The sequence below is a fragment of the Streptomyces sp. NRRL F-5126 genome, assembly GCF_000721265.1.
In the GTDB taxonomy this organism is placed as follows: Bacteria; Actinomycetota; Actinomycetes; order Streptomycetales; family Streptomycetaceae; genus Streptomyces.
The window spans coordinates 158,362-179,584 of record NZ_JOFZ01000001.1; the positions used below are offsets into that span (position 1 = coordinate 158,362).

Consider the following 21,223-nt stretch of genomic DNA (forward strand, 5'->3'; position numbering starts at 1 on the left):
CGACGCCCGCTCAGGCCGACGACCGCACCTCGGACACACCCGCCACCGCATCCGGCAACACGGCCGACACACGGAACCCGCCCGCGTCCGTCGCTCCCGACACGAACACACCACCCAGCGCGGTCACCCGCTCACGCATGCCCACAAGACCGTTACCGCCCGACGGCAGACCCGCATCCGCCACCCCCGCCACCGACGGACCGTTCTCCACCTGCATCGCCACCTCGGCACCCCGATACGCCAACCGCACCATCACCTCGGCGCCCCCGGCATGCTTGTGCACATTGGTCAACGCCTCCTGCACCACCCGGTACGCCGTCTGCTCCACCTCCGGCGCACACACCCGCGCCTCCCCCTGCACCAGCAGCTCCACCACCATCCCCGCATCACGCGACTGCCCCACAAGACCCTCGATGTCCGCCAGACAGGGCCCGTCCTCCGCCGCCGCGGCCGCCGCAGCGGCAGCCGCCGCCCCCACCGCCGCCAACGGCACCGCACGCCGCTCATCGCCGACACCGCCGGCACCGTCGGACCCGGCCGTATCCCCGGCCACTCCCGCGTCCGCACCGGCGGCCTTACGAGCGGCAACCGCCTCCCCCGACCGCAAAACCCCCAGCATCTCCCGCAACTCCGTCAACGCCTGCCGCCCCATATCCCCCACAAGCGCCGCGTTCTTCACCGCCTTCGGCGGATCCTTCAACGCCACCGCCTGCAACGCCGCCGCGTGCACCACCATCAGACTCACCCGATGCGCCACCACGTCATGCATCTCACGAGCGATCCGCGTCCGCTCCTCCGTACGCGCCCACTCCGCCCGCTGCTCCGCACGATCGGCCAGCAGCGACAACTCCTGCTCCAGACTGTCCGCACGCTCCCGCAGACTCTCCATGAGCCGCCGCCGCGCCCCCACATACAGCCCCAGCAACACCGGCGGCGCCGACAACCCCACGGACACCAGCACAGCCAGCAACGGCACGTACCACGGATCCGAGTGCAACCCCGGATACCCCATGTCCTGCCGCGTCCGCACGAACGTCACGATGAACGTCGCCGCGAACGACATCCCCGTCAACGCGGCGATGATCCGCCGCGGCGCCTCCGACGCCGCCAGCGTGTACAGGCCCACCAGGCCCAGCACGAACCCCATCTCGGCCGGCGTCACCGCCACGCCCACCAGCACCACCGCATACGGCCAGCGCCTGCGCACCAGCAGCACAGCACCCGCGATCAGCCCGAGCAGCACGCACAAAGGCACAGGCAGCGACGACGTCTGCGCGAACCTGACCCCCTCCACGGCGCACTCGAAGGCGGACACCACGGCCAGCCCCACATCAAGCGCGGCACTGCGCCGCCGCTCCCACCACCAGTAACCGCGGGTGGTCCCTCCCACGGCGTCCCGGTCTGCCCCCGTTGTGGTCATGTCCTCCAGCCTAAAGGCGGACGCACCCCATTTTTCGGTGACCGGCCGGTAAAACGCCGCGCACATGTTCGACGGAACGCTTCTCCGTTCGCTCGAACTGGTGAACCACTCCCGCACTCACGCCGGAGGCCGGCATTCCGGCCAACCCGAGGGCTACCGCGGGCGTCTGCGAATCGTCCGTAGCGGACAGCACTGGCCATTGCCGTCGCATCGGGGGCCGGTGGTACGGCATAGTGTCCAGTGCACAAGCGACCGGCGAAGGCAATGTCCGGTTTGGTCGCCTATATTCCCCCGTGGTGTAATTGGCAGCACTGTGGCTTTTGGTGCCATCTGTTCGGGTTCGAATCCTGACGGGGGAGCCTGCGAGGCTCGGGTCCCGGCTGCACACGCAGCCGGGACCCGTTCGCGTGTTCACGCCCACCCCTCCCCGCTAAGCTGCGACCGTCCCAGCACATGAACAGCCGAAGGGCCCACCGTGAGCGTCACTCGCCCGGCCGCCGTCGTCGTCCTCGCAGCGGGGGAAGGCACGCGCATGAAGTCGAAGACCCCGAAGGTTCTGCACGAGATCTGCGGGCGCTCGCTCGTCGGGCACGTCGTGTCCGCCGCGCGCGAGCTCGATCCGCAGGAGCTCGTCGTCGTCGTGGGGCATGCGCGCGAGCAGGTCGAGAAGCATGTCACCGACGCGTTCGAGGGCGTGCGTACGGCGTACCAGGCCGAGCAGAACGGTACGGGGCACGCGGTGCGCACCGGCCTGGCGGAGCTGGGTTCCGTGCCGGACGGGGTCGTGGTCGTGGTCTGCGGCGACACGCCCCTGCTGTCCGGCGGGACGCTCGCCGCGCTCGTCGAGACGCATGAGGCGGATCGCAATGCGGTGACGGTGCTGTCGGCCGAGGTGCCGGATGCGACGGGTTACGGGCGGATCGTCCGGGACGGTGCGAACGGCGCGGTGACGGCGATCGTGGAGCACAAGGACGCGAGTGACGCGCAGCGTGCGGTCCGTGAGATCAATTCGGGGGTGTTCGCGTTCGACGGCCGGCTGCTGGCGGATGCGCTGGGGAAGGTGCGTACGGACAACAGTCAGGGTGAGGAGTACCTGACGGATGTGCTCGGGATCCTGCGGGAGGCGGGGCATCGGGTGGGTGCGTCGGTGGCGGGTGATCATCGGGAGATCCTGGGGATCAACAACCGGGTGCAGTTGGCCGAGGCGCGGCGTCTGCTGAATGAGCGGTTGCTCGTGGGGGCGATGCTGGCGGGTGTGACGGTGGTGGATCCGGCGTCGGTGCAGGTGGATGTGTCGGTGTCGTTCGAGGCTGATGCGGTTGTGCATCCGAACACGCAGTTGTCGGGGTCGACGTCCCTGGGCGCGGGTGCTGAGGTGGGTCCGAATTCGCGGTTGCACGACACGGTTGTGGGTGCGGGGGCTCGGGTGGACAACACGGTGGCCGATGGTGCGGTGGTGGGTGAGGGGGCTTCTGTGGGGCCGTTCGCTTATTTGCGGCCGGGTACGCGGTTGGGTGTGCGGTCGAAGGCCGGTACGTATGTGGAGTTGAAGAACGCGTCGGTGGGTGAGGGGTCGAAGGTGCCGCATCTGTCGTATGTGGGGGATGCGACGATCGGTGATTTCACGAACATCGGTGCCGCGAGCGTGTTTGTGAATTACGACGGCGAGCGGAAGCACCACACGACAGTGGGGTCGCACTGCCGCACGGGGTCGGACAATATGTTTGTGGCGCCTGTCACGGTCGGGGACGGGGTCTACACGGCCGCCGGGTCGGTGATCACGAAGGATGTGCCGCCCGGTTCGTTGGCTGTGGCCCGTGGCCAGCAAAGGAATATCGAGGGCTGGGTGGCTCGGAAGCGTCCTGGTTCGGCTGCGGCGCGGGCCGCGGAGGCGGCGGGTGGCGGGTCGGCCAACGGCGTCTGACGAGGGGCTGACCAGCGCCTGGCGCCGGGGTCTCGCGTACGGTGTGTGTGCACGATTCGGCTGGCTCGCAGGTACCGGTCCTGGTATGTGCGGGTGCGGCGGCATCCGACACGTCTGAGGAGTCTGTGCTGTGACCGGGATCAAGACGACCGGCGAGAAGAAGCTGATGCTCTTTTCCGGCCGCGCCCACCCCGAGTTGGCGGAGGAGGTTGCCGGCCAGTTGGGTGTCGGGCTCGTTCCGACGAAGGCGTTCGATTTCGCGAATGGCGAGATCTATGTGCGCTATCAGGAGTCGGCACGTGGCGCGGACTGCTTCCTGATCCAGAGCCATACGGCTCCGATCAACAAGTGGATCATGGAGCAGTTGATCATGATCGATGCGCTGAAGAGGGCTTCGGCGCGTTCGATCACGGTGATCGTCCCGTTCTACGGGTATGCGCGGCAGGACAAGAAGCACCGTGGGCGTGAGCCGATCTCGGCGCGGCTGATCGCGGATCTGTTCAGGACGGCGGGTGCGGACCGGATCCTCACGGTGGACCTGCACACGGACCAGATCCAGGGGTTCTTCGACGGTCCTGTGGACCACCTGTTCGCGCTGCCGATACTGGCGGATTACGTGGGCGCGAAGGTGGACCGTTCGAAGCTGACGATCGTGTCTCCCGACGCGGGCCGGGTGCGGGTGGCGGACCGCTGGGGCGATCGTCTGGGAGCGCCGCTGGCGATCGTGCACAAGCGGCGTGACAAGGATGTGGCGAACCAGGTCACGGTCCACGAGGTGGTCGGTGACGTGGAGGGCCGGGTGTGCGTCCTGGTCGACGACATGATCGACACGGGCGGGACGATCTGTGCGGCGGCGGACGCGCTGTTCGCGCACGGTGCGGCGGATGTGATCGTGACGGCGACGCACGGCGTGCTGTCGGGTCCCGCTGCGGACCGGCTGAAGAATTCGCGCGTGAGTGAGTTCGTGCTGACGAACACGCTGCCGACGGCGAGTGAGCTGGATCTGGACAAGATCACGGTGCTGTCGATCGCGCCGACGATCGCGCGTGCGGTGCGTGAGGTGTTCGAGGACGGTTCGGTGACGAGCCTCTTCGAGGAGCAGGAGTAGCCGGCGGAAGCAGAGTCGGCGGAGATCGATTTCTGGGCGGCCTTCCTGGCCGGGTAGACTCGTGGAGTCGCTCGGCGAGGGAGGCCGCATTTCTGTGCGGTGGTCCGTTATCGGCGCGCGCTCCTTGTAGCAGGCCTGTTCGAGGCCGGGTGACGTGTGAGTGGTTATGTCCGTCACCTTTCGAGGAGTTGCCTGTCATGGCTGAGCTGAAGCTCGCTTCTGAGATCCGTACCGAGTTCGGCAAGGGTGCTGCCCGCCGTGTCCGCCGCGAGAACAAGGTTCCCGGCGTTGTCTACGGCCACGGCGCCGACCCGGTCCACGTGACGCTGCCCGGTCACGACCTGATGATGGCGCTGAAGACGGCGAACGTGCTGCTGAGCCTGGACATCAACGGCCGCGACGAGCTGGTGATCCCGAAGGCCGTGCAGCGTGACCCGCTGAAGGGCTTCATCGAGCACGTCGACCTGCTGGCCGTGAAGCGGGGCGAGAAGGTCACGGTCGAGATCAACATCCTGACCGAGGGCGAGCTCGCCCCGGGCCAGAACCTGCTGGAGCACGTGCTGAGCACGCTGTCGGTCGAGGCCGAGGCGACGCACATCCCGGAGTCCGTGACGGTTTCCGTGGAGGGTCTGGCCGCGGGTGACTCGGTGCTGGCGAAGGACGTCACGCTGCCGTCGGGCACCACGCTGGTGACGGACGAGGAGGCCGTGGTCCTTCAGGTGCTGGCCGCGCAGGCGGAGGAGCCGTCCGAGGAGTCCGCCGAGGGCGAGGAAGAGGCCGCGGAGGCCTGAGTCCGGCGCTTGGCGCTCGGTACGGGGCGGGTCGGGCCCATCGGGGCCCGCCCGCCCCGTACGCGTGCCGGTGGTGGTTCACTTCGCGTGACGTGTTGTTTCCCGCAGGTTCCGTGCGTCGCGTACGGATGACGAGCTACGAGGGTTGTTGGCGATGACGACGGACGAATCCGCACCGTGGCTGGTGGTGGGCCTCGGCAATCCGGGCCCGGGTTATGCGGCCAATCGCCACAACGTGGGCTTCATGGTGGCGGATCTGCTGGCGGGCCGCATGAGCGGGTCGTATCGGCGGGCACAGAAGGCGCAGGCGCAGGTCCTTGAGGGCCGTCTCGGCCCGATGGGTCCTGGAAGCCGGCGGGTGGTGCTGGCGAAGCCGTCGTCGTTCATGAACCTGTCGGGTGGCCCGGTGTCGGCGCTGCGTGACTTCTACAAGGTGGACACGGCGCGTGTCGTGGCGGTGCACGACGAGCTGGACATCGATTACGGCACGTTGCGGCTGAAGCTCGGCGGCGGCGACAACGGGCACAACGGCCTGAAGTCGATGACGAAGGCGATGGGCCCCGACTATCACCGGGTGCGCTTCGGCATCGGCCGGCCGCCGGGCCGCATGCAGGTGGCGGACTTCGTGCTGAAGGACTTCTCGTCCACGGAGCGCAAGGAGCTCGACTACTTCGTGGACCGCGCGGCGGACGCGGTGGAGGCGCTGCTGCTTGAGGGTCTTGAGCGGGCGCAGTCGACGTACAACTCGTAGGGCCGCTGCGCGGTGCCCGTCTCGCGGGGCAGGATGGCTTCCGGCCCCACGGACGGTGTCCACTCAAGGCGTTGAGCAAGCTGCGGGCACGGTGGGAGGCGTAGGTGGTGGGGAACCCTGACATGTCCGCCGGTGCTCGTCTGGCGGCCCACGGTGCCGTCTCGACATCGCTGGCGCTGCGCAGTGACCGGGGTCTGCGTGAGCTCGTGGCCTCCGGCACGCCGCTGGGTTCGGGCATCGGCGGGAGGACGGTCCTGCTTGAGGTCGAGGGGACGCCGGTCTTCGTCAAGCAGGTGCGGCTGACCGATCGGGAACGGCGGCCGGAGCACATGCACTCCACAGCGAACGTTTTCGATCTGCCGGCCTTCTGCCACTACGGCGTCGGTGCCATCGGCACCCCGGGGTTCGGGGCCTGGCGGGAGCTGGCCGTGCACACCATGACGACGAACTGGGTGGTCGCGGGAGAGTACGAGGGCTTCCCGCTGATGTACCACTGGCGGGTGCTCCCGGACTCCGGTCAGCCTCTTCCCGAGGAACTGGCCGATGTGGAGCGAGCCGTCACCTACTGGGGAGGCGGGTCGGCGATACGCCGCCGGATCGAAGGCGTGCGGCAGTCCACGGCGAGCATCCTGCTGTTCCTCGAGTACATCCCGCAGAACCTGCACGACTGGCTGGATGTCCAGATCAAGGCCGGTGACGAGGCGGCCGAGCGGGCCTGCGCCATGGTGGACGACGAGCTGAGAGCCGGTATCTCGTTCATGAACGGCCGCGGGCTGCTGCACTTCGACGCTCACTTCGAGAACATCCTCACCGACGGCGGGCGGCTCTTCTTCGCCGACTACGGCCTCGCGATCTCCTCCCGCTTCGAACTCACGCAGGACGAGCGGGACTTCTTCGACGAGCACCGCACCTACGACGAGTGCTACAGCGTCACCCACCTGGTGAACTGGCTGGCCGTCGCTCTCTACGGCCACTCCCCCGAGGAACGCAAGGCGTTCGTGCACGCCTGCGCCCGGGGGGTACGCCCGGAGGGCGTGCCGGCGCCGGTGGCCGCGCTGCTGGTCCGCCACGCGCCGGTGGCCGCGATGATGGGCGGCTTCTACCGCGCGTTCCAGCGGGAGAGCCGGGCTGCGCCCCATCCGCCGGCGTCGATTCGTCCGTGGTTGCCGGGCTGACCGGCTTCCGGCTCTGCTCCGGCCGTCCCAACAGGATTGCTGCCGTCGGCGCGCTTGCTGTCGCGTACGGGTACGAAGCCGGGTACGCCGTCGGCCACTTCGAGGCAGGCGCCACCGTCTCCCCCGCTGTACGACCCGCTCGCGCGCAGCAGCCGGGACAGCCGGGCACGAGGCGTTTGACGTAGGGGTAGGGCATGGCCAAGGATCCGGCCATGTCTTCGAGTTCCGGCATATCGGCAGGCAGATCCGTCGTGATGGCGCTGGTGGCGCTGTTGCTGTGCCTCGGCGGCGGGTACGCGTCGTGGAGCGACGCGCAGCACGTGCTGCTGTCGAAGGGGCGTCAGCACGGCGTGTATGCGGTGACGGCGTGCGGGGACAAGACGTGTGCCGGGTCGTTCGACGCGGACGGGCCCGCCGCTCCGGTGTCGGACATGACGATCGAGGAGTCGGTTGCGGCGCGCAAGGGGGATCGCTTCCCTGCCGTGGTGAAGCCGGGGACGCATGAGGTGGTGCGCAGCGATCTGGCCGGCTCCGTGCACGCGTGGGTGCCGTTGGGCGGGGCGTTGCTCCTGGCGGGGCTCGTGATCGCGGGCGGGATGCGGCTGGGGCGGTTCGGGCTGATCCTGACGGGGATCGGCGCGGCGCAGTTGGTGGCGACGTTCTTCTTGCTGTGAGGGCGCGGGACGTGACGCGCGCGAGGCCAGGTGCCGACGCGGCGCAGGGCCGTACGGGACGGACCCGTACGGCCCCGCGCCATGCGGCGGGCGCCGGCGTCAGCCGGTGTTGCGCAGGCCCGCGGCCACGCCGTTGATGGTCAGGAGCAGTGCCCTGGACAGCAGCGGGTCGGGGGCTTCGTCGGTCTCGGCGGCCTTGCGCTGGCGGGCCAGCAGGGCGACCTGGAGGTAGGAGATGGGGTCGAGGTAGGCGTCGCGGATGGCGAAGGTCTGCTGGAGGACCTTGTTGGAGTCGAGGAGCTTCTCGCCGCCGGTGATGCGCAGGACCTCCTGGACGGTGAGGGCGTGTTCGGTCTCGATGTCGCCGAAGACGTGCTTGAGGTTCTCGGGCACGAGGGTGTCGATGTAGTGGCGGGCGATGCGCAGGTCGGTCTTGGCGAGGGTCATCTCGACGTTGGAGATGAAGTTGCGGAAGAAGTGCCAGTGCTCGTACATCTCGTCGAGTACGGAGTCGAGTCCGGCTTCGCGCAGGGCCTTGAGGCCCGAGCCGACGCCGTACCAGCCGGGGATGATCTGCCGGGACTGGGTCCAGCCGAAGACCCAGGGGATGGCGCGCAGGCTGTCGAGTCCGCCTCCGGTGTCGGGGCGGCGGGAGGGCCGGGAGCCGAGGTGGAGTTCGCCGAGCTGGTCGACGGGGGTGGAGGCGTAGAAGTAGGGGGGCAGGTCGGGGTCCTCGACGAGGCGCCGGTAGGACTGGTGGGCGGCTTCGGAGACGGTGTCCATGGCGGCGTCCCAGCGGGCGAGTGCCTCGGAGGACTGGCGGGGCGCGGTGTGCAGGGCGGATGCCTGCAAGGTCGCGGCGACGGTCAGTTCGAGGTTTTCGCGGGCGAGTGACGGGATGAGGTACTTGTCGGAGATGACCTCGCCCTGCTCGGTGACCTTGATCTCGCCTTCGAGGGTGCCCCACGGCTGGGAGAGGATCGCGTCGTGCGAGGGGCCGCCGCCGCGACCGACGGTGCCGCCGCGGCCGTGGAAGAGGCGCAGGCGCACGCCGTGCCGGTGCGCGACGTCGCGCAGCCGGCGCTGGGCGCGGTGGATCTCCCACTGGGAGGTGGTGATGCCGCCGAACTTGGACGAGTCGGAGTAGCCGAGCATGACCTCCTGGACGTCGCCGCGCAGGGAGACGAGCCGCCGGTAGGAGGGGTCCGAGAGCATCTCGTCGAGGATGACGTCGGCGGCGCGCAGCTCTTCGGTGGTTTCGAGGAGCGGCACGATGCCGATCTTCGCCCAGCCGGCGTGGAGGTCGAGGAGGCCGGCTTCGCGGGCCAGGACGGCGGCGGCGAACACGTCGTCGGCGCCCGCGCACATGGAGATGATGTAGGACTCGATGACTTCGGGGCCGAAGCGTTCGAGTGCCTGCTTGATGGTGAGGAAGACGCCGAGGGTCTTGGCGCCGGCGGCGTCGAGCGGTGCGGGGGTGGAGGCGAGGGGCCTGCGGGAGCGGAGTTCCTTGGCGAGGAGCTTCTGCCGGTTCTCCCTGGCCATGTCGGCGTAGCGCCAGTTCTCCTCGTCGAGCCGGTCGAAGAGCTGGCCGAGCGCGTGGTGGTGGGCCTCGGCGTGCTCGCGCACGTCCATGGTGGCGAGTTGCAGGCCGAACGCGGCGAGGGTGCGGATGGTGCGGTCCATGCGGCCGTCGGCGAACAGGCCGCCGCGGTATTCGCGCAGGGATGTCTGGATGAGCGTGAGGTCGGCGAGGAGTTCGGCGGTGCCGAGGTAGTCGCGGCCCGGCTCGTGGGGGGTGTTGCGGGCGAGGCGCTCGCGGGTGTTGACGAGCTTCTGCCTGATGCAGGTGGCCTTGAGCCGGTAGGGCTCCTCGGCGTTGAGGCGCTTGTAGCGTGGGCTGATCTCCGGGAGGCGCTGTAGGTCCGTCGACAGGGAGTCGAGGAGTTCCTCGGTGGCGCCGGTGTAGCGGATGGAGTTGGACAGCTGCCCGCGCAGGGTGTCGATGAGTTCGAGGGCGTCGGTGATGCCGTGTTCGTGCTGGAGGATCAGCACTTCGCGGGTGACGTCGGGGGTGACGTTCGGGTTGCCGTCGCGGTCTCCGCCGATCCAGGTGCCGAAGGTGAGGGGCCGGGTGCCGGAGGGCATCGTGACGCCGACGCGTTCGAGTTCGGCGGTGAGGTCTTCCAGGACGTCGCCGACGGCGCCGGCGTGGAGTTCGTCGAGGTAGTAGATCGCGTTGCGTGCCTCGTCGGCGGGTTCAGGACGTACGACGCGCAGTTCGTCGGTCTGCCAGATCAGGTCGATGGCCTCGGCGAGGCGCAGGTCGTGGCGGCGCCGGTCGGACGGGTTGACGGGGGTTTCGAGGAGTTCCCCGATGCGGCGGATCTTGTTGAGGACGGAGCGTCGTGCGGCCTCGGTGGGGTGCGCGGTGAAGACGGGGCGCACGTTGAGGTTGCGGACGGTTTCCCGCAGGTGCTCGGGGTCGGCGTCCTTGAGGCGGTCGGCGGTGCGGGCGAGGAGGCCGCCCTCGGCGGCGCGGCGCTCGCGCAGTTCGCGGCCGCGGTGGACCTGCTCGCTGACGTTGGCGAGGTGGAAGTACGTGGAGAAGGCGCGGACGAGCTTGGCCGCGGTGTCGAGGTCGGTCGTCCCGAGGAGGGACGCGGCGGCCTCGCCGTCCTCGCGGGTGAGGGCGCGGACGCGTTCGACGAGGTCGAGGAGGTCCTGGCCCTCCTGTCGTACGAGTGTTTCGCCCAGGAGGTCGCCGAGTCGGCGGATGTCCGAGCGCAGCTCGGCGCTGGCGGCGGGGTTCGGGGTCTGGTCGGCACTGCTCACAGGTGCGGCTCCTTGCAGTGTTTGAGCACGTCTGGAGGGGTACTGGAGGCTTCAGACCGCCTGCCCGCCGTGGTGCGCGGCAGCCGGTCCGTGCGGACCGCGCTGTCCGACGGACCCAGGATAGGTGCCAGGGGCCCGAGGTTTTCCAGTGGTTCTTCGACGGTTCTTCGTCCTCTTGTGGCGACGGTGCGCGCTGCGATACTTACGATGCCGTAGGTTACGCACCCGTATCCGGGCAACTGCCGTATTACTCACCCCAGGGGATCCCCATGTCGACAAGCCCCGAAGTGATCGAAGACTCCGCTCCCGACCCCGCGCCGTCAGGCGGTGGACCGCTCCCCGGCGGAAACCCGCTGCCCGCCGCCACGCTCGGCGGGGAGAAGAAACGCTCCGTCGAGCAGCTCGCGCTGCTGCTGTTCATCTTCGTCCCGTTCGTGGCGCTGGTCGCGGCGATCCCGCTGGCCTGGCGGTGGGGCGGGATCAGCTGGCTGGACCTGGCGCTGATGGCGGCCATGTACTTCATCGGCTGCCACGGCATCACGATCGGTTTCCACCGCTACTTCACGCATGGCTCGTTCAAGGCGAAACGGCCGCTGCGGATCGTGCTGGCGGTGATGGGCTCGCTGGCGGTGGAGGGCCCGGTGGTGCGGTGGGTCGCCGACCACCGCAAGCACCACAAGTTCTCGGACGCGGAGGGCGACCCGCATTCGCCGTGGCGGTTCGGCGAGACGCTGCCGGCGCTGATGAAGGGCCTGTGGTGGGCGCACATCGGCTGGCTGTTCGACGAGGAGCAGACGCCGCAGCACAAGTACGCGCCCGACCTGATCAAGGATTCCGCCATTCGGACGGTTTCCCGGCAGTTCGCGCTGTGGACGGTGGTGTCGCTGCTGGTGCCTCCGCTGGTGGGCGGCCTGGCGACCTGGTCGTGGACGGGCGCGTTCACGGCGTTCTTCTGGGGGTCACTCGTTCGGGTGGCGCTGCTGCACCATGTCACGTGGTCGATCAACTCGATCTGCCACGCGGTGGGCAAGCGCCCGTTCAAGTCGCGCGACCGCAGCGGCAACGTGTGGTGGCTGGCGGTCCTGTCGTGCGGCGAGTCGTGGCACAACCTGCACCACGCGGACCCGACGTGCGCGCGCCACGGGGTGCTGCGCGGGCAGCTCGACTCCAGTGCGCGGCTGATCCGCTGGTTCGAGCGGTTCGGCTGGGCGCACGACGTGAGGTGGCCGAGCGCGTCGCGTATCCGTTCGAAGCGCGCGGTGGCGCCGTCGAGCGCGGCGTGAGCCGTGGGGCGCGGGCCGCAGGCCCGCGCCCCACGCATGTGACGGACCCGCGCCACGGCCCGGGCGGGGGCCGAGTCAGGGCCTGGGCGCCAGGCCACCGGGCTGGAGCCCCGGGTGGGAGCCCTCCGGGCCTCGGGCACCAGGATGCGGGCCCCGCGCACCACGCGCTGGGTCCCGGGCGGGCCTCGCGCAGGTCATGCGCGGACCCCGGACCACCGGGCCGAAGCCCCGAGTGCGGGCCGCGGGCCCCGGGCTTCAGGCCGTTGGCCCCGGCCGCGGGCCCAGGGGTCCAGGGCATGCGCCCCGTGCCTCCGCGCTGGGCCCCGGAGGCCGTGCGGGCGAGGCCACGCGGCCGGGCCCAGGAGCCCCGACCCGGGCGCGTGCGCCGGGGCGCGGGCTCGTCCGCAGGCTCCGGGCGCGGGCCTCACGCCGAGCCTGGGCGTGCCTCGGGGCAGGGACCTGGGCCGTGCGCCGAGGCCCGGGCCTTCGCGCGGGTGATCGGCCAAGCCCTGGCCGCAGGCCCCAGGGCGCGAGTGTCCAGGCCCCGCGGCCCGCCGCCCGCGGGGCCCGATACGGCATGATGGCGATCGTGGCGACCGACACGAGTTCGAACAGTGCGAACGGTGCCGGCGGTGGCCGGCCCGCCCCCGCCCGGCGTGCGCGCCGGGTCCGCATGACCGGCGCCGAGCGCCGCCAGCAGCTGCTCGACATCGGCCGCACGGTCTTCGCCGAGAAGGGCTTCGAGGGCACGTCGGTGGAGGAGATCGCGGCGAAGGCCGGGGTCTCCAAGCCTGTCGTCTACGAGCACTTCGGCGGCAAGGAGGGCCTGTACGCGGTCGTCGTGGACCGGGAGATGCGCCAGCTGCTCGACATGGTGACGGGCGCGCTGACGGCGGGCCACCCGCGCGAGCTGCTTGAGCAGGCGGCGTTCGCGCTGCTCGACTACATCGAGACGTACAAGGACGGCTTCCGCATCCTGGTCCGCGATTCGCCGGTGGCGCAGTCGACGGGCTCGTTCGCGTCGCTGATCAGCGACATCGCCACGCAGGTCGAGGACATCCTGGGCCTGGAGTTCAAGGCCCGAGGCTTCGACCCGAAGCTGGCGGGGCTGTACGCGCACGCGCTGGTGGGGATGGTCGCGCTGACGGGCCAGTGGTGGGTGGACGCGCGCCGCCCGAAGAAGCCGGAGGTCGCGGCGCACCTGGTGAACCTGGCCTGGCACGGCCTGGGCAACCTGGAGGCGAAGCCGCGGATGATAGGGCATCGCAAGGTGTGAGGCGTGCGGCGCCTGCGGGTATGCATGCTCTGCATTCCGGCCCCGACCGTGTCGATCACTCGTTGCGGTGACGCCTCCGGAAGCGGCGGCTACGCTGGGAGGCGAGGCCCTGGCGTCCCGTCCATGGGAACCATGACGGACGCCGCCAACGCCGAGCCCCCGCAGGACAGCACTCCTCGCTGGCAGCGGCCACCCGTGGACGGCTACAGCACGGACGACCTGTTCACGATCCCGGATCTCCCGTCCCGCACCGAGCTGATCGACGCGAGCATCATCGTCGCGAGCGAGCAGAGCTGCTTCCGAGGTACGTGTCCGGCATGGGTTGACGGTGGTCCTGAACCGGCGCAACGCGCTGGTACCCGACGTGTGTGTCCTCCGGGCGGCCGCCGAGGAAGGCGGCCTGGCCGAGTGGGCGAGGTGCACCCCGGAGGACGTGTCCCTCGCCGTCGAGGTCGTCTCGCCCGACTCCGAGTCACGGGACCGGGAGACCAGGCCCGTGAAGTACGCCAGGGCGGGCATCCCTCACTTCTGGCTGGTCGAGAAGGCCGGCAGCGACCATCACCCGGTCGTCCACGTGTACGTCCTGGACACGCTCACGCAGGCCTACGCGCTGACCGGCATCTATCACGACCGGCTGAAGCTCACGGAGCCGTTCGACATCGACATCGACATCTCCCCGGCCGCGCTGCGCACGCTCTGACCGGGCTCAGACGTCCGGTTGTGCGACCGGCTCCAGGAACTCCAGCCGGTTGCCGACCGGGTCGTGGGTGTAGAAACGCCGGTGGCCCGGGAGCGTGTCGTCCCAGGTGACGTCGGCGCCGTGGGCCGTCAGGCGGGCGGCGTACGCGTCGATGCCGTCCACCCGCAGCGCCGGGTGGGCCTTGCGGGCCGGGCGGAAGTCCTCCTCGACGCCCAGGTGCAGGTGGGCGTCACCGTCGCGGAACCAGCAGCCGCCGCGCGCCGCGAGCGCGGGCGGCTTGGGCACCTCTGTCATGCCGAGCGCGCCCGCGTAGTAGGCGCGCAGCGCGTCCTCGCTGCCGGGTGGCGCGGCGAGCTGAACGTGGTCGAGCGCGGCGGCGGCCATCAGGCGGCGTCCTTGCGCGCGACGGCGAACAGGCGGCGGAAGGGGAAGACCGTGCCGTGCGGGGTCGGCGGGTAGGCCTCCCGCAGCAGCGCCCGGTACTCCTCGGTGAACGCGGCCACGGCGTCGGCGTCGTCGGCCAGTTCCGTCAGGACCGGGCGAAGGGCGGTGCCCTTCACCCAGTCGAGTACGGGGTCCTCGCCGTGCAGGACCTGGAGGTACGTCGTCTCCCACACGTCGGCCGCGCAGCCGAGGCCGAGCAGCGCCGTGAGGTATTCGGCGGGGTCCCGTACGGGGTGGAAGCGCCGCACGCCGCCGAGGCGGTCGCGCCACGGCGGTGACGCGCACAGGCCGGCGAGGATCGTGTGGCTCGGCGAGTCGAAGTTGCCGGGCACCTGGAAGGCGAACGTGCCACCCGGCGCGAGGCCGTCGAGCCAGCGGGGGAACGACGCGAGGTGGCCAGGCACCCACTGGAAGGCCGCGTTCGACACGATCAGGTCGTAGGGCTTCTCCGGTGTCCAGGTGGCAGCGTCGTCCTCGTGGAACTCCATGGAGCCGCCGCCGGGCGTGGGGCCGCCGTACTCGGTGCGCGCGCGGTCCAGCATGGCCTGTGACGAGTCGATGCCGGTGATACGGGCGTCGGGCCAGCGGCCCGCGAGCAGCGCCGTGACGTTGCCCGCGCCGCAGCCGATGTCGGCGATGCGGAGGGGGCCTGTGCGGTCCGCCGGGTCCTGGACGCGGGCGAGGAGGTCGAGGAAGGGGCGGGTGCGGTGGCCTTCGTGCCGCAGGTACTGGGCGGGGTCCCAGGCGGGCGCGGGGTGTGCGGGCATGGCTGTGCCTCCGGTTCTGCCGCTGGTGGGCCGGGGTGTCGGGCCGGCCGGGGCCGTCGCCGGCCCAGGTGGCGGCGCCGGTGCGGCACCAGACTGCACCCGCAGATATCTTGACGTCAAGAGACTTCATGTCGAGGCACCAATTACACTGACCGTCATGGAGGACGAGGTCGACCGACTGGTCGCAGCATGGCGCCGGGAGCGCCCCGACCTCGACGTGGAACCGCTCGAGGTGCTCAGCCGCGTGTCCAGGCTCGCCCGGCACCTGGACCGCGCACGCCGGCTCGCGTTCACCGAGCATGCCCTCGAACCGTGGGAGTTCGACGTACTGACCTCCCTCAGGCGCGCGGGCGCGCCCTACCAGCTCTCCCCCGGCCAGCTGCTCACGCAGACCCTCGTCACGTCGGGCACGATGACCAACCGCATCGACAGGCTCACGAAGAAGGGCCTCGTCGAGCGGCTGCCTGACCCCAACGACCGGCGCGGCGTGCTCGTCCGGCTCACCGGCGAGGGGCAGGACCGGGCCGACCAGGCGCTGGCCGGGCTGCTCGACCAGGAGCGCGCACTCCTGGCCGAGCTGTCGCGCGCGCAGCGTGCGGAGCTGGCGGGCCTGCTACGCCAGCTGACCGCCCCGTTCGACAACGTCCCCGGGCCCGGGTAGCTCGGCGGGGCCGACCCCGGCCCTGCGCGCCAGCGCGACGGCGGCGAGGGTGGAGTGCACGCCGAGCTTGCCGAGCACGTTCTGCATGTGTGTGCGGACGGTGTGCGGCGAGAGGAACAGCCGCTCGGCGACGGCCTTGCGGCCGAGGCCCGCGACCATGCAGCGCAGCACCTCGCGCTCGCGCGGCGTCAGCGACTCGACCAGGCGCTCGCTCTCCGTGCGGTGCTTGCGCGCTGCCGTCAGCTCCTTGAGCACGCCCGTGAGCAGCGCGGGCGGCAGGTGCGTCTCGTCCCGCAGGACGCCCCTGACCACGGCGAGCAGCCGCTGCAGCGAGCAGTCCTTGGCGACCCAGCCGGACGCGCCGGCCTGGAGCGCGAGCGCGGCGCGGCGCGGGTCGTCGCGCTCGGCGAGCACGACGGTGCGGACGGACGGACGTGCCGCCTTGACGCCCGCGACGAGCGAGAGCCCGTCCACGAACACCAGCTCGCCCGTGGGCTCCTGAACGCCCCGGGCGGCGGGCTGCGCGCCGCCGGCCGCGGCCGCGGCGGTCGTCGCGGCCGTGGCGGTCGCGTAAGGCCCCGCGTACGAGCGGCCGGCGTGCCCCGGCGCGGGTCTGCGGGTGGCCGGCACCCCGGCCAAGGGGCCCGCGCCCGGGCGGGCCGCGCCGAGGTCGGCGTCGACCAGCATCACGTCGAAACGGCGGCCCTCGGCCGCCGCCCGTTCGAGACAGCGCAGGGCGGCCGGGCCGCTGCCCGCGGCCGCCACCTCGACATCGGGCTCGGCCGCCAGGGCGGCGGCGAGCGATTCTGCGAAGATCCGGTGGTCGTCGACCACCAACACCCTGATGCGTACCACTGAAGGACACCCCCATAAGGCGGGGAGCGAAAGCGACGACGGCGCGGCGCCCGGCACGCGGGTCCGCCGGTCCTCGGTGCGGCCGCCGCCGTCCGAGACCGCCGACCCACCCCGGGCGTCGCGCCCGACCGACTTCACCCCTGATCAGCACCGGCCCCCACCGGTGCTGGACATCAGGGTACGGGTGGGGGCCGCGAGCGGAAGGGAAAACGCAGAACTGGCCGATCTCCGTGCTTAGTGTGGGGCGTATGTTCCGAATGGAGACGAAGGCCGACAGGGACCGGCACATGCTGCTCCGGGAGCGTCTGCGAGAGACGAACACCCAGCGCTCACCGACGCTCCGGGCGCTGCGCGGCACCCCGCAGGAGGACGAAGTGCCCCTGCACATCTGGCTGTCGGAGGAGGCCACGGGGCTGTTCGCGGGCGGTCTGACGGGCCGTACCTGGGCGCGCTGGCTCCACGTGGAGCTGCTGTGGGTGGAGGGCCGCCACCGCGGCGCCCGCCTCGGCGCGCGGCTGCTCGCCGAGGCGGAGCGCGTCGCACGCGAGGAGCGCGGCTGCGCGCGCAGCAGGGTGGAGACGTGGGACTTCCAGGCCCCGGGGTTCTACGTCAAGCAGGGCTACGAGGTGGTCGCGGAGATCGAGGACTACCCGCCGGGAATCACGGAGTACACGCTGGTGAAACGACTCGGCTGACGCGAGTGTCGCGCGCCGCGCCCGCGCGTGGCGCCGGGCGCGACCCGATGGACGATCGCGCCGGGCAGCCCGGCCGGCGCGGGCAGGCTGGGAGCAGGCGGAACGGGACGGTCAGGCAAGGCGGTCGGGGCATCGCCCCAAGCCCGGGGGCGGCCACTCGGGTGCGGACAGGCCCGGGGTGCCTGTCGGCGCCATGGCCCGGGAGCGACGCGCGACGGCGCGGGCGGCCCGACGCGGCCCCGGGTGACGCGGGCCGGTCCCGCGTCGGCCCCGCGCGGCGCGGCCGGTGGGAGGGGGCGCCGGGCAGCCCGGTCGGCGCGGGCCGGTTCGGCCCGGCTGCGGACGGACGCTGGCACCGTAACCCCGGGGCAGCGCGGGGCGGCCCGCGGCGGCGCGTGGCGGCGCGGAGGACGAGCCCAGCGACGCGGGCGGGCCGGATACTGGGGCCGGCCGACGACGCGGGGCAGGCAGGAGCGGGCAAGGCGGTCCGGCGCGTCACTCCGGGCCCGGGGCGGGCCCCTCGACGCGGACAGGCCCGGGCGGCCGTCGGCATCGTGGCCCCGGAGCGGCGAGCGGCCAGGACACGGCGCGCGTGATGCGGGCCGTGTCCTGCGCCACGCCCGGCGCGGGTCCACGCGGCCGCGTCAGTGCAGGCGGTGGACCCCCTGCGACGGTGTCGCCTCGAAGATTCTCGGTGCCGTGAACGACGCCTCGGCGAAGGCCGCTTCGACGGCCTTCGTCACCTGTGCGGCGTCCGCCGCCTCGATCAGGACGACCGCGGAACCGCCGAAGCCGCCGCCCGTCATCCGCGCGCCGAGCGCCCCCGCGGCCACCGCAGAGCTCACCGCGAGGTCCAACTCCGGGCAGGAGACCCGGAGGTCGTCGCGGAGCGAGGCGTGCCCGTCGAGGAGGATGCGGCCGGTGGCGCGGATGTCGCCGGCGTCGAGGAGTGCGATGGCGCGTTCGACGCGCGCGTCGTCGCTCACCACGTGGCGCACGTAGCGGACGACGTTCTCCGGCTGCCCCGCCGCCTCCAGGCGGGCGAGTGCGTCCGGGAGTTGCTCGTACGGCTGGTCGCGCAGCGCCCGCAGGCCTAGTGCACGCGCGCCGGCCTCGCAGCCGGCGCGGCGCTCGGCGTAGGCGCCGTCGCCGAGCGCGTGCTTGACCCGGGTGTCCACGACGAGCAGGCGCAGCCCCTGCGACACGAGGTCGAAGGGGACCTGGCGCTGCGTGAGGTCCCTGGCGTCCAGGTACAGGGCGTGGCCCTCCTGGCAGCAGGCGGACGCCATCTGGTCCATGATCCCGCAGGGGACGCCGACGAAGTCGTTCTCCGCGCGCTGGGCGATCACGGCGAGTTCGGCCTCGGGCAGGCCGAGGCCGAAGAGGTCGTTCAGGGCCTTCGCCGTGGCGACTTCGAGCGCCGCGGACGACGAGAGGCCCGCGCCGGTCGGCACCGTCGACGTGACGTGGATGTCGGCGCCGGTGACGGCGTGCCCCGCCTCCCGCAGCGCCCAGACGACGCCCGCGGGGTAGGCGGCCCAGCCGCCCGACTCCGAGCGCGGGGCGAGGCCGGCGATGTCCAGCCGGACCACGCCCTCGGGCGCGTCGGCCGAGTGCACGCGCAGGACGCCGTCGGTGCGGCGCGAGACGGCGGCGACCGTGGTGTGCGGCAGCGCGAGCGGCATCACGAAGCCGTCGTTGAAGTCGGTGTACTCGCCTATCAGGTTCACGCGGCCGGGCGCCGCCCAGACGCCCTCGGGCTCCGCCCCGTACAGCCGCCCGAATTCCCCGGCGGCCGCCGTCGCGGCGGTCGTCGCGGCCGTTTCGCCGTTCGTCACGCGTTCCTCCGTGTGAAGTTCCATGCGTCCTCGACGATGCCCGCGAGGTCGGCGCGGGCCGGTGTCCAGCCGAGGCGTTCGTGGGCGGTGCGCGCGGACGCGACGAGTACCGCGGGGTCCCCGGCACGCCGCTCGGCGGCCGCCTCGGGGATCGGGTGGCCCGTCACCTTGCGCACCGTGTCGATGACCTCGCGGACGGAGAAGCCGTTGCCGTTGCCGAGGTTGCACACCAGGTGCTCGCCCGGCACGGCCGCGGCGAGCGCGGCGAGGTGCGCCTCGGCCAGGTCGGCGACGTGGATGTAGTCGCGCACGCACGTGCCGTCGGGCGTCGGGTAGTCGTCCCCGTACACCGAGATCGACTCGCGGGTGCCGAGGGCTACCTGGAGCACGAGCGGGATGAGGTGCGACTCGGGGTCGTGCCGCTCCCCCGCAGCGCCGTACGCGCCGGCGACGTTGAAGTAGCGCAGGGACACGGCGGCGAGGCCGTGGGCGGCGCACTCGCTCGCGATCATGTGGTCGACGGCGAGCTTCGTGGCCCCGTAGGGGTTGGTGGGAGCGGTCGGGTCGGTCTCGGTGATGGGCGTGGAGACGGGCTCGCCGTAGGTGGCGGCGGTGGAGGAGAAGACGAGCCGGCGCACGCCGGCGGAGCGCATGGCCGCGAGGAGCGCCATGGAGCCGCCCACGTTGTTGTCCCAGTACTTCTCGGGCTTGACGACGGACTCGCCGACCTGCGAGGAGGCCGCGAAGTGCAGGACCGCGTCGTACGATCCGTCCAGCCACCTGGCGGCGTCCTGGACACGGCCCTCGACGAACTCGGCACCCTCGGGGACGCCTTCGCGGAAGCCGGTGGAGAGGTCGTCGAGCACGGTCACCCGGTGCCCGGCCTCAAGCAGGTGCGTCGCGACGACGCTCCCGACGTAGCCGGCACCGCCCGTGACCAGGTACTTCTCGGCGCTCACTCGCTCGCCACCTCTCGCAGTCGCCGCGCCGCCGCCTCCGGCGGCACGTCGTTGATGAACACGCCCATGCCGGATTCGGAACCGGCGAGGTACTTCAGCTTGTCGGACGTGCGGCGGATCGTGAAAAGTTCCAGGTGGAGGGCGTATTCGTCGCGCCCTGGCGCGCGGAACGGCGCCTGGTGCCAGGCGGAGATGTACGGGGTGCGCGGGTGGCCGGGTCCGAAGAGCCGGTCGAAGCGGCGCAGCAGTTCCAGGTAGACGCCGGGGAACTCGGCCCTGGCACCGTCGTCGAGGGAGCGCAGGTCCGCGGTGCGCCTGGCCGGGTAGAGGTGGACCTCGTAGGGCCAGTGCGCCGCGTAGGGGACGAAGGCGGTCCAGTGCTCGGTCTGCAGGACGATCCGCTCGCCGTCGGCCTGCTCGCGGGCGACGACGTCCTCGAAGAGGTTGCGGCCCGTGGCGGCGCGGTGGTCGGCTGCGGAGCGCAGCATCAGCGAGGTGCGCGGGGTGACGAAGGGGTAGGCGTAGATCTGCCCGTGCGGGTGGGCGAGGGTGACGCCGATCTCGGCGCCCCGGTTCTCGAACGGGAAGACCTGCGCGACCTGCGGGAGCTCGGCGAGCTCCGCGGTGCGGTCGGTCCACACGTCGAGGACGAGCGCGGCCTGGTCGTCGCTGAGGTCGGCGAAGGACGCGTCGTGGTCGGAGGTGAAGCACACGACCTCGCAGCGCCCCGAGTCGCCCGACAGGGAGGGGAACCGGTTCTCGAAGACGACGACGTCGTAGTCGGAGTCGGGGATCTCGGTGTGCCTGCCGCCGCGCGAGGGGTCGAGGGGGCACTCGTCGGCCGGCGGGTGGTAGGTGCGTTCCTGGCGGTGCGAGGCGATGGCGACGGCGTCGCCGAGCAGCGCGTCGCGCCGGACCTGCGACGACGTGGCGACCTGCCCGAGCGGGCGCTCGTCGGCGGCGTCGCGCACGGCGTCGTCGCGGCGGTCGTAGTAGATGAGCTCACGGCCGTCGGCGAGCGTGGTCACCGTCTTCTTCATGATCTCTCCTGCTCGGTGTGCGACGGA

20 protein-coding genes and 1 tRNA gene are annotated in these 21,223 nt (G+C 71.5%); 12 read left to right on the top strand and 9 right to left on the bottom strand.

Annotated features, from left to right (window positions below; all coding sequences use genetic code 11):
• Nucleotides 1–10: 10 nt before the first annotated feature.
• Nucleotides 11–1,420, bottom strand: coding sequence for a sensor histidine kinase (locus IH48_RS0100705; RefSeq protein ID WP_030897612.1), 1,410 nt, complete (start codon nt 1,418–1,420; stop codon nt 11–13).
• Nucleotides 1,421–1,707: 287 nt separating this feature from the next.
• On the opposite strand from IH48_RS0100705, the gene IH48_RS0100710 reads away from it, so the two are divergent.
• From IH48_RS0100710 to IH48_RS0100735, 6 genes are all read left to right on the top strand, one after another.
• A tRNA-Gln gene (locus IH48_RS0100710) sits at nt 1,708–1,779 on the top strand.
• Between the two features lie 116 nt (nt 1,780–1,895).
• Nucleotides 1,896–3,344 (top strand): bifunctional UDP-N-acetylglucosamine diphosphorylase/glucosamine-1-phosphate N-acetyltransferase GlmU, encoded by a 1,449-nt coding sequence (gene glmU / locus IH48_RS0100715; RefSeq protein WP_030897614.1) that lies wholly within the window; start codon nt 1,896–1,898, stop codon nt 3,342–3,344.
• A gap of 130 nt (nt 3,345–3,474) precedes the next feature.
• A complete protein-coding gene (locus IH48_RS0100720; RefSeq protein WP_030897616.1) occupies nt 3,475–4,452 on the top strand; it encodes a ribose-phosphate diphosphokinase in 978 nt (325 codons plus the stop codon).
• 197 nt (nt 4,453–4,649) lie between these two features.
• Nucleotides 4,650–5,243, top strand: coding sequence for a 50S ribosomal protein L25/general stress protein Ctc (locus IH48_RS0100725; RefSeq protein ID WP_030897618.1), 594 nt, complete (start codon nt 4,650–4,652; stop codon nt 5,241–5,243).
• A 154-nt stretch (nt 5,244–5,397) separates the two neighbouring features.
• Nucleotides 5,398–5,994 (top strand): aminoacyl-tRNA hydrolase, encoded by a 597-nt coding sequence (gene pth / locus IH48_RS0100730; RefSeq protein ID WP_030897619.1) that lies wholly within the window; start codon nt 5,398–5,400, stop codon nt 5,992–5,994.
• A gap of 122 nt (nt 5,995–6,116) precedes the next feature.
• Nucleotides 6,117–7,169, top strand: a complete 1,053-nt coding sequence (locus tag IH48_RS0100735) for a hypothetical protein (protein WP_030897620.1) — start codon at nt 6,117–6,119, stop codon at nt 7,167–7,169.
• On the opposite strand, the gene IH48_RS37575 is transcribed toward IH48_RS0100735, so the two are convergent.
• The gene (locus tag IH48_RS37575; protein WP_420705428.1) at nt 7,094–7,489 is read right to left on the bottom strand and encodes a DUF397 domain-containing protein; all 396 of its coding nucleotides are present in this window, start codon (nt 7,487–7,489) and stop codon (nt 7,094–7,096) included. The two genes, IH48_RS0100735 and IH48_RS37575, sit on opposite strands and share 76 nt — an antisense overlap.
• On the opposite strand from IH48_RS37575, the gene IH48_RS0100740 reads away from it, so the two are divergent.
• A complete protein-coding gene (locus tag IH48_RS0100740) occupies nt 7,382–7,843 on the top strand; it encodes a hypothetical protein (RefSeq protein WP_030897621.1) in 462 nt (153 codons plus the stop codon). The two genes, IH48_RS37575 and IH48_RS0100740, sit on opposite strands and share 108 nt — an antisense overlap.
• 99 nt (nt 7,844–7,942) lie before the next feature.
• Here IH48_RS0100740 and ppc read toward each other — a convergent pair whose 3' ends face one another.
• Nucleotides 7,943–10,678 (bottom strand): phosphoenolpyruvate carboxylase, encoded by a 2,736-nt coding sequence (gene ppc / locus IH48_RS0100745; protein ID WP_030897622.1) that lies wholly within the window; start codon nt 10,676–10,678, stop codon nt 7,943–7,945.
• 269 nt (nt 10,679–10,947) lie between these two features.
• On the opposite strand from ppc, the gene IH48_RS0100750 reads away from it, so the two are divergent.
• From IH48_RS0100750 to IH48_RS32870, 3 genes are all read left to right on the top strand, one after another.
• Nucleotides 10,948–11,961, top strand: coding sequence for an acyl-CoA desaturase (locus tag IH48_RS0100750; RefSeq protein WP_030897623.1), 1,014 nt, complete (start codon nt 10,948–10,950; stop codon nt 11,959–11,961).
• A gap of 580 nt (nt 11,962–12,541) precedes the next feature.
• Nucleotides 12,542–13,237, top strand: coding sequence for a TetR family transcriptional regulator (locus IH48_RS0100755; RefSeq protein ID WP_420705439.1), 696 nt, complete (start codon nt 12,542–12,544; stop codon nt 13,235–13,237).
• A 328-nt stretch (nt 13,238–13,565) separates the two neighbouring features.
• Nucleotides 13,566–13,937, top strand: coding sequence for a Uma2 family endonuclease (locus IH48_RS32870; protein WP_324604271.1), 372 nt, complete (start codon nt 13,566–13,568; stop codon nt 13,935–13,937).
• Between the two features lie 6 nt (nt 13,938–13,943).
• On the opposite strand, the gene IH48_RS0100765 is transcribed toward IH48_RS32870, so the two are convergent.
• The gene (locus IH48_RS0100765) at nt 13,944–14,321 is read right to left on the bottom strand and encodes a VOC family protein (protein WP_030897625.1); all 378 of its coding nucleotides are present in this window, start codon (nt 14,319–14,321) and stop codon (nt 13,944–13,946) included.
• A complete protein-coding gene (locus IH48_RS0100770; protein ID WP_030897626.1) occupies nt 14,321–15,148 on the bottom strand; it encodes a trans-aconitate 2-methyltransferase in 828 nt (275 codons plus the stop codon). Before IH48_RS0100770 ends, IH48_RS0100765 begins: the two co-directional genes overlap by 1 nt.
• Nucleotides 15,149–15,305: 157 nt before the next feature.
• Between IH48_RS0100770 and IH48_RS0100775 the strand changes: the two genes are divergently transcribed.
• Entirely contained in the window at nt 15,306–15,809 is a 504-nt protein-coding gene (locus tag IH48_RS0100775; protein WP_030897627.1) for a MarR family winged helix-turn-helix transcriptional regulator, read from the top strand.
• On the opposite strand, the gene IH48_RS0100780 is transcribed toward IH48_RS0100775, so the two are convergent.
• The gene (locus IH48_RS0100780) at nt 15,762–16,664 is read right to left on the bottom strand and encodes a response regulator transcription factor (RefSeq protein ID WP_030897630.1); all 903 of its coding nucleotides are present in this window, start codon (nt 16,662–16,664) and stop codon (nt 15,762–15,764) included. The two genes, IH48_RS0100775 and IH48_RS0100780, sit on opposite strands and share 48 nt — an antisense overlap.
• Nucleotides 16,665–16,912: 248 nt before the next feature.
• Here IH48_RS0100780 and IH48_RS0100785 point away from each other — a divergent pair, with 248 nt between their 5' ends.
• Nucleotides 16,913–17,359, top strand: a complete 447-nt coding sequence (locus tag IH48_RS0100785) for a GNAT family N-acetyltransferase (protein ID WP_030897632.1) — start codon at nt 16,913–16,915, stop codon at nt 17,357–17,359.
• A gap of 644 nt (nt 17,360–18,003) precedes the next feature.
• Here the strand turns inward: IH48_RS0100785 and galK are convergent.
• Genes galK through galT form a run of 3 tightly spaced genes read right to left on the bottom strand, consistent with a single transcriptional unit; the run spans nt 18,004 to nt 21,196 of the window.
• Nucleotides 18,004–19,221 (bottom strand): galactokinase, encoded by a 1,218-nt coding sequence (gene galK / locus IH48_RS0100790; protein ID WP_030897634.1) that lies wholly within the window; start codon nt 19,219–19,221, stop codon nt 18,004–18,006.
• Nucleotides 19,194–20,156, bottom strand: coding sequence for a UDP-glucose 4-epimerase GalE (gene galE, locus IH48_RS0100795; protein WP_030897635.1), 963 nt, complete (start codon nt 20,154–20,156; stop codon nt 19,194–19,196). Before galE ends, galK begins: the two co-directional genes overlap by 28 nt.
• Complete coding sequence (galT, locus tag IH48_RS0100800; RefSeq protein WP_030897636.1) at nt 20,153–21,196, bottom strand: galactose-1-phosphate uridylyltransferase; 1,044 nt, start codon at nt 21,194–21,196, stop codon at nt 20,153–20,155. Before galT ends, galE begins: the two co-directional genes overlap by 4 nt.
• Nucleotides 21,197–21,223: the final 27 nt, after the last annotated feature.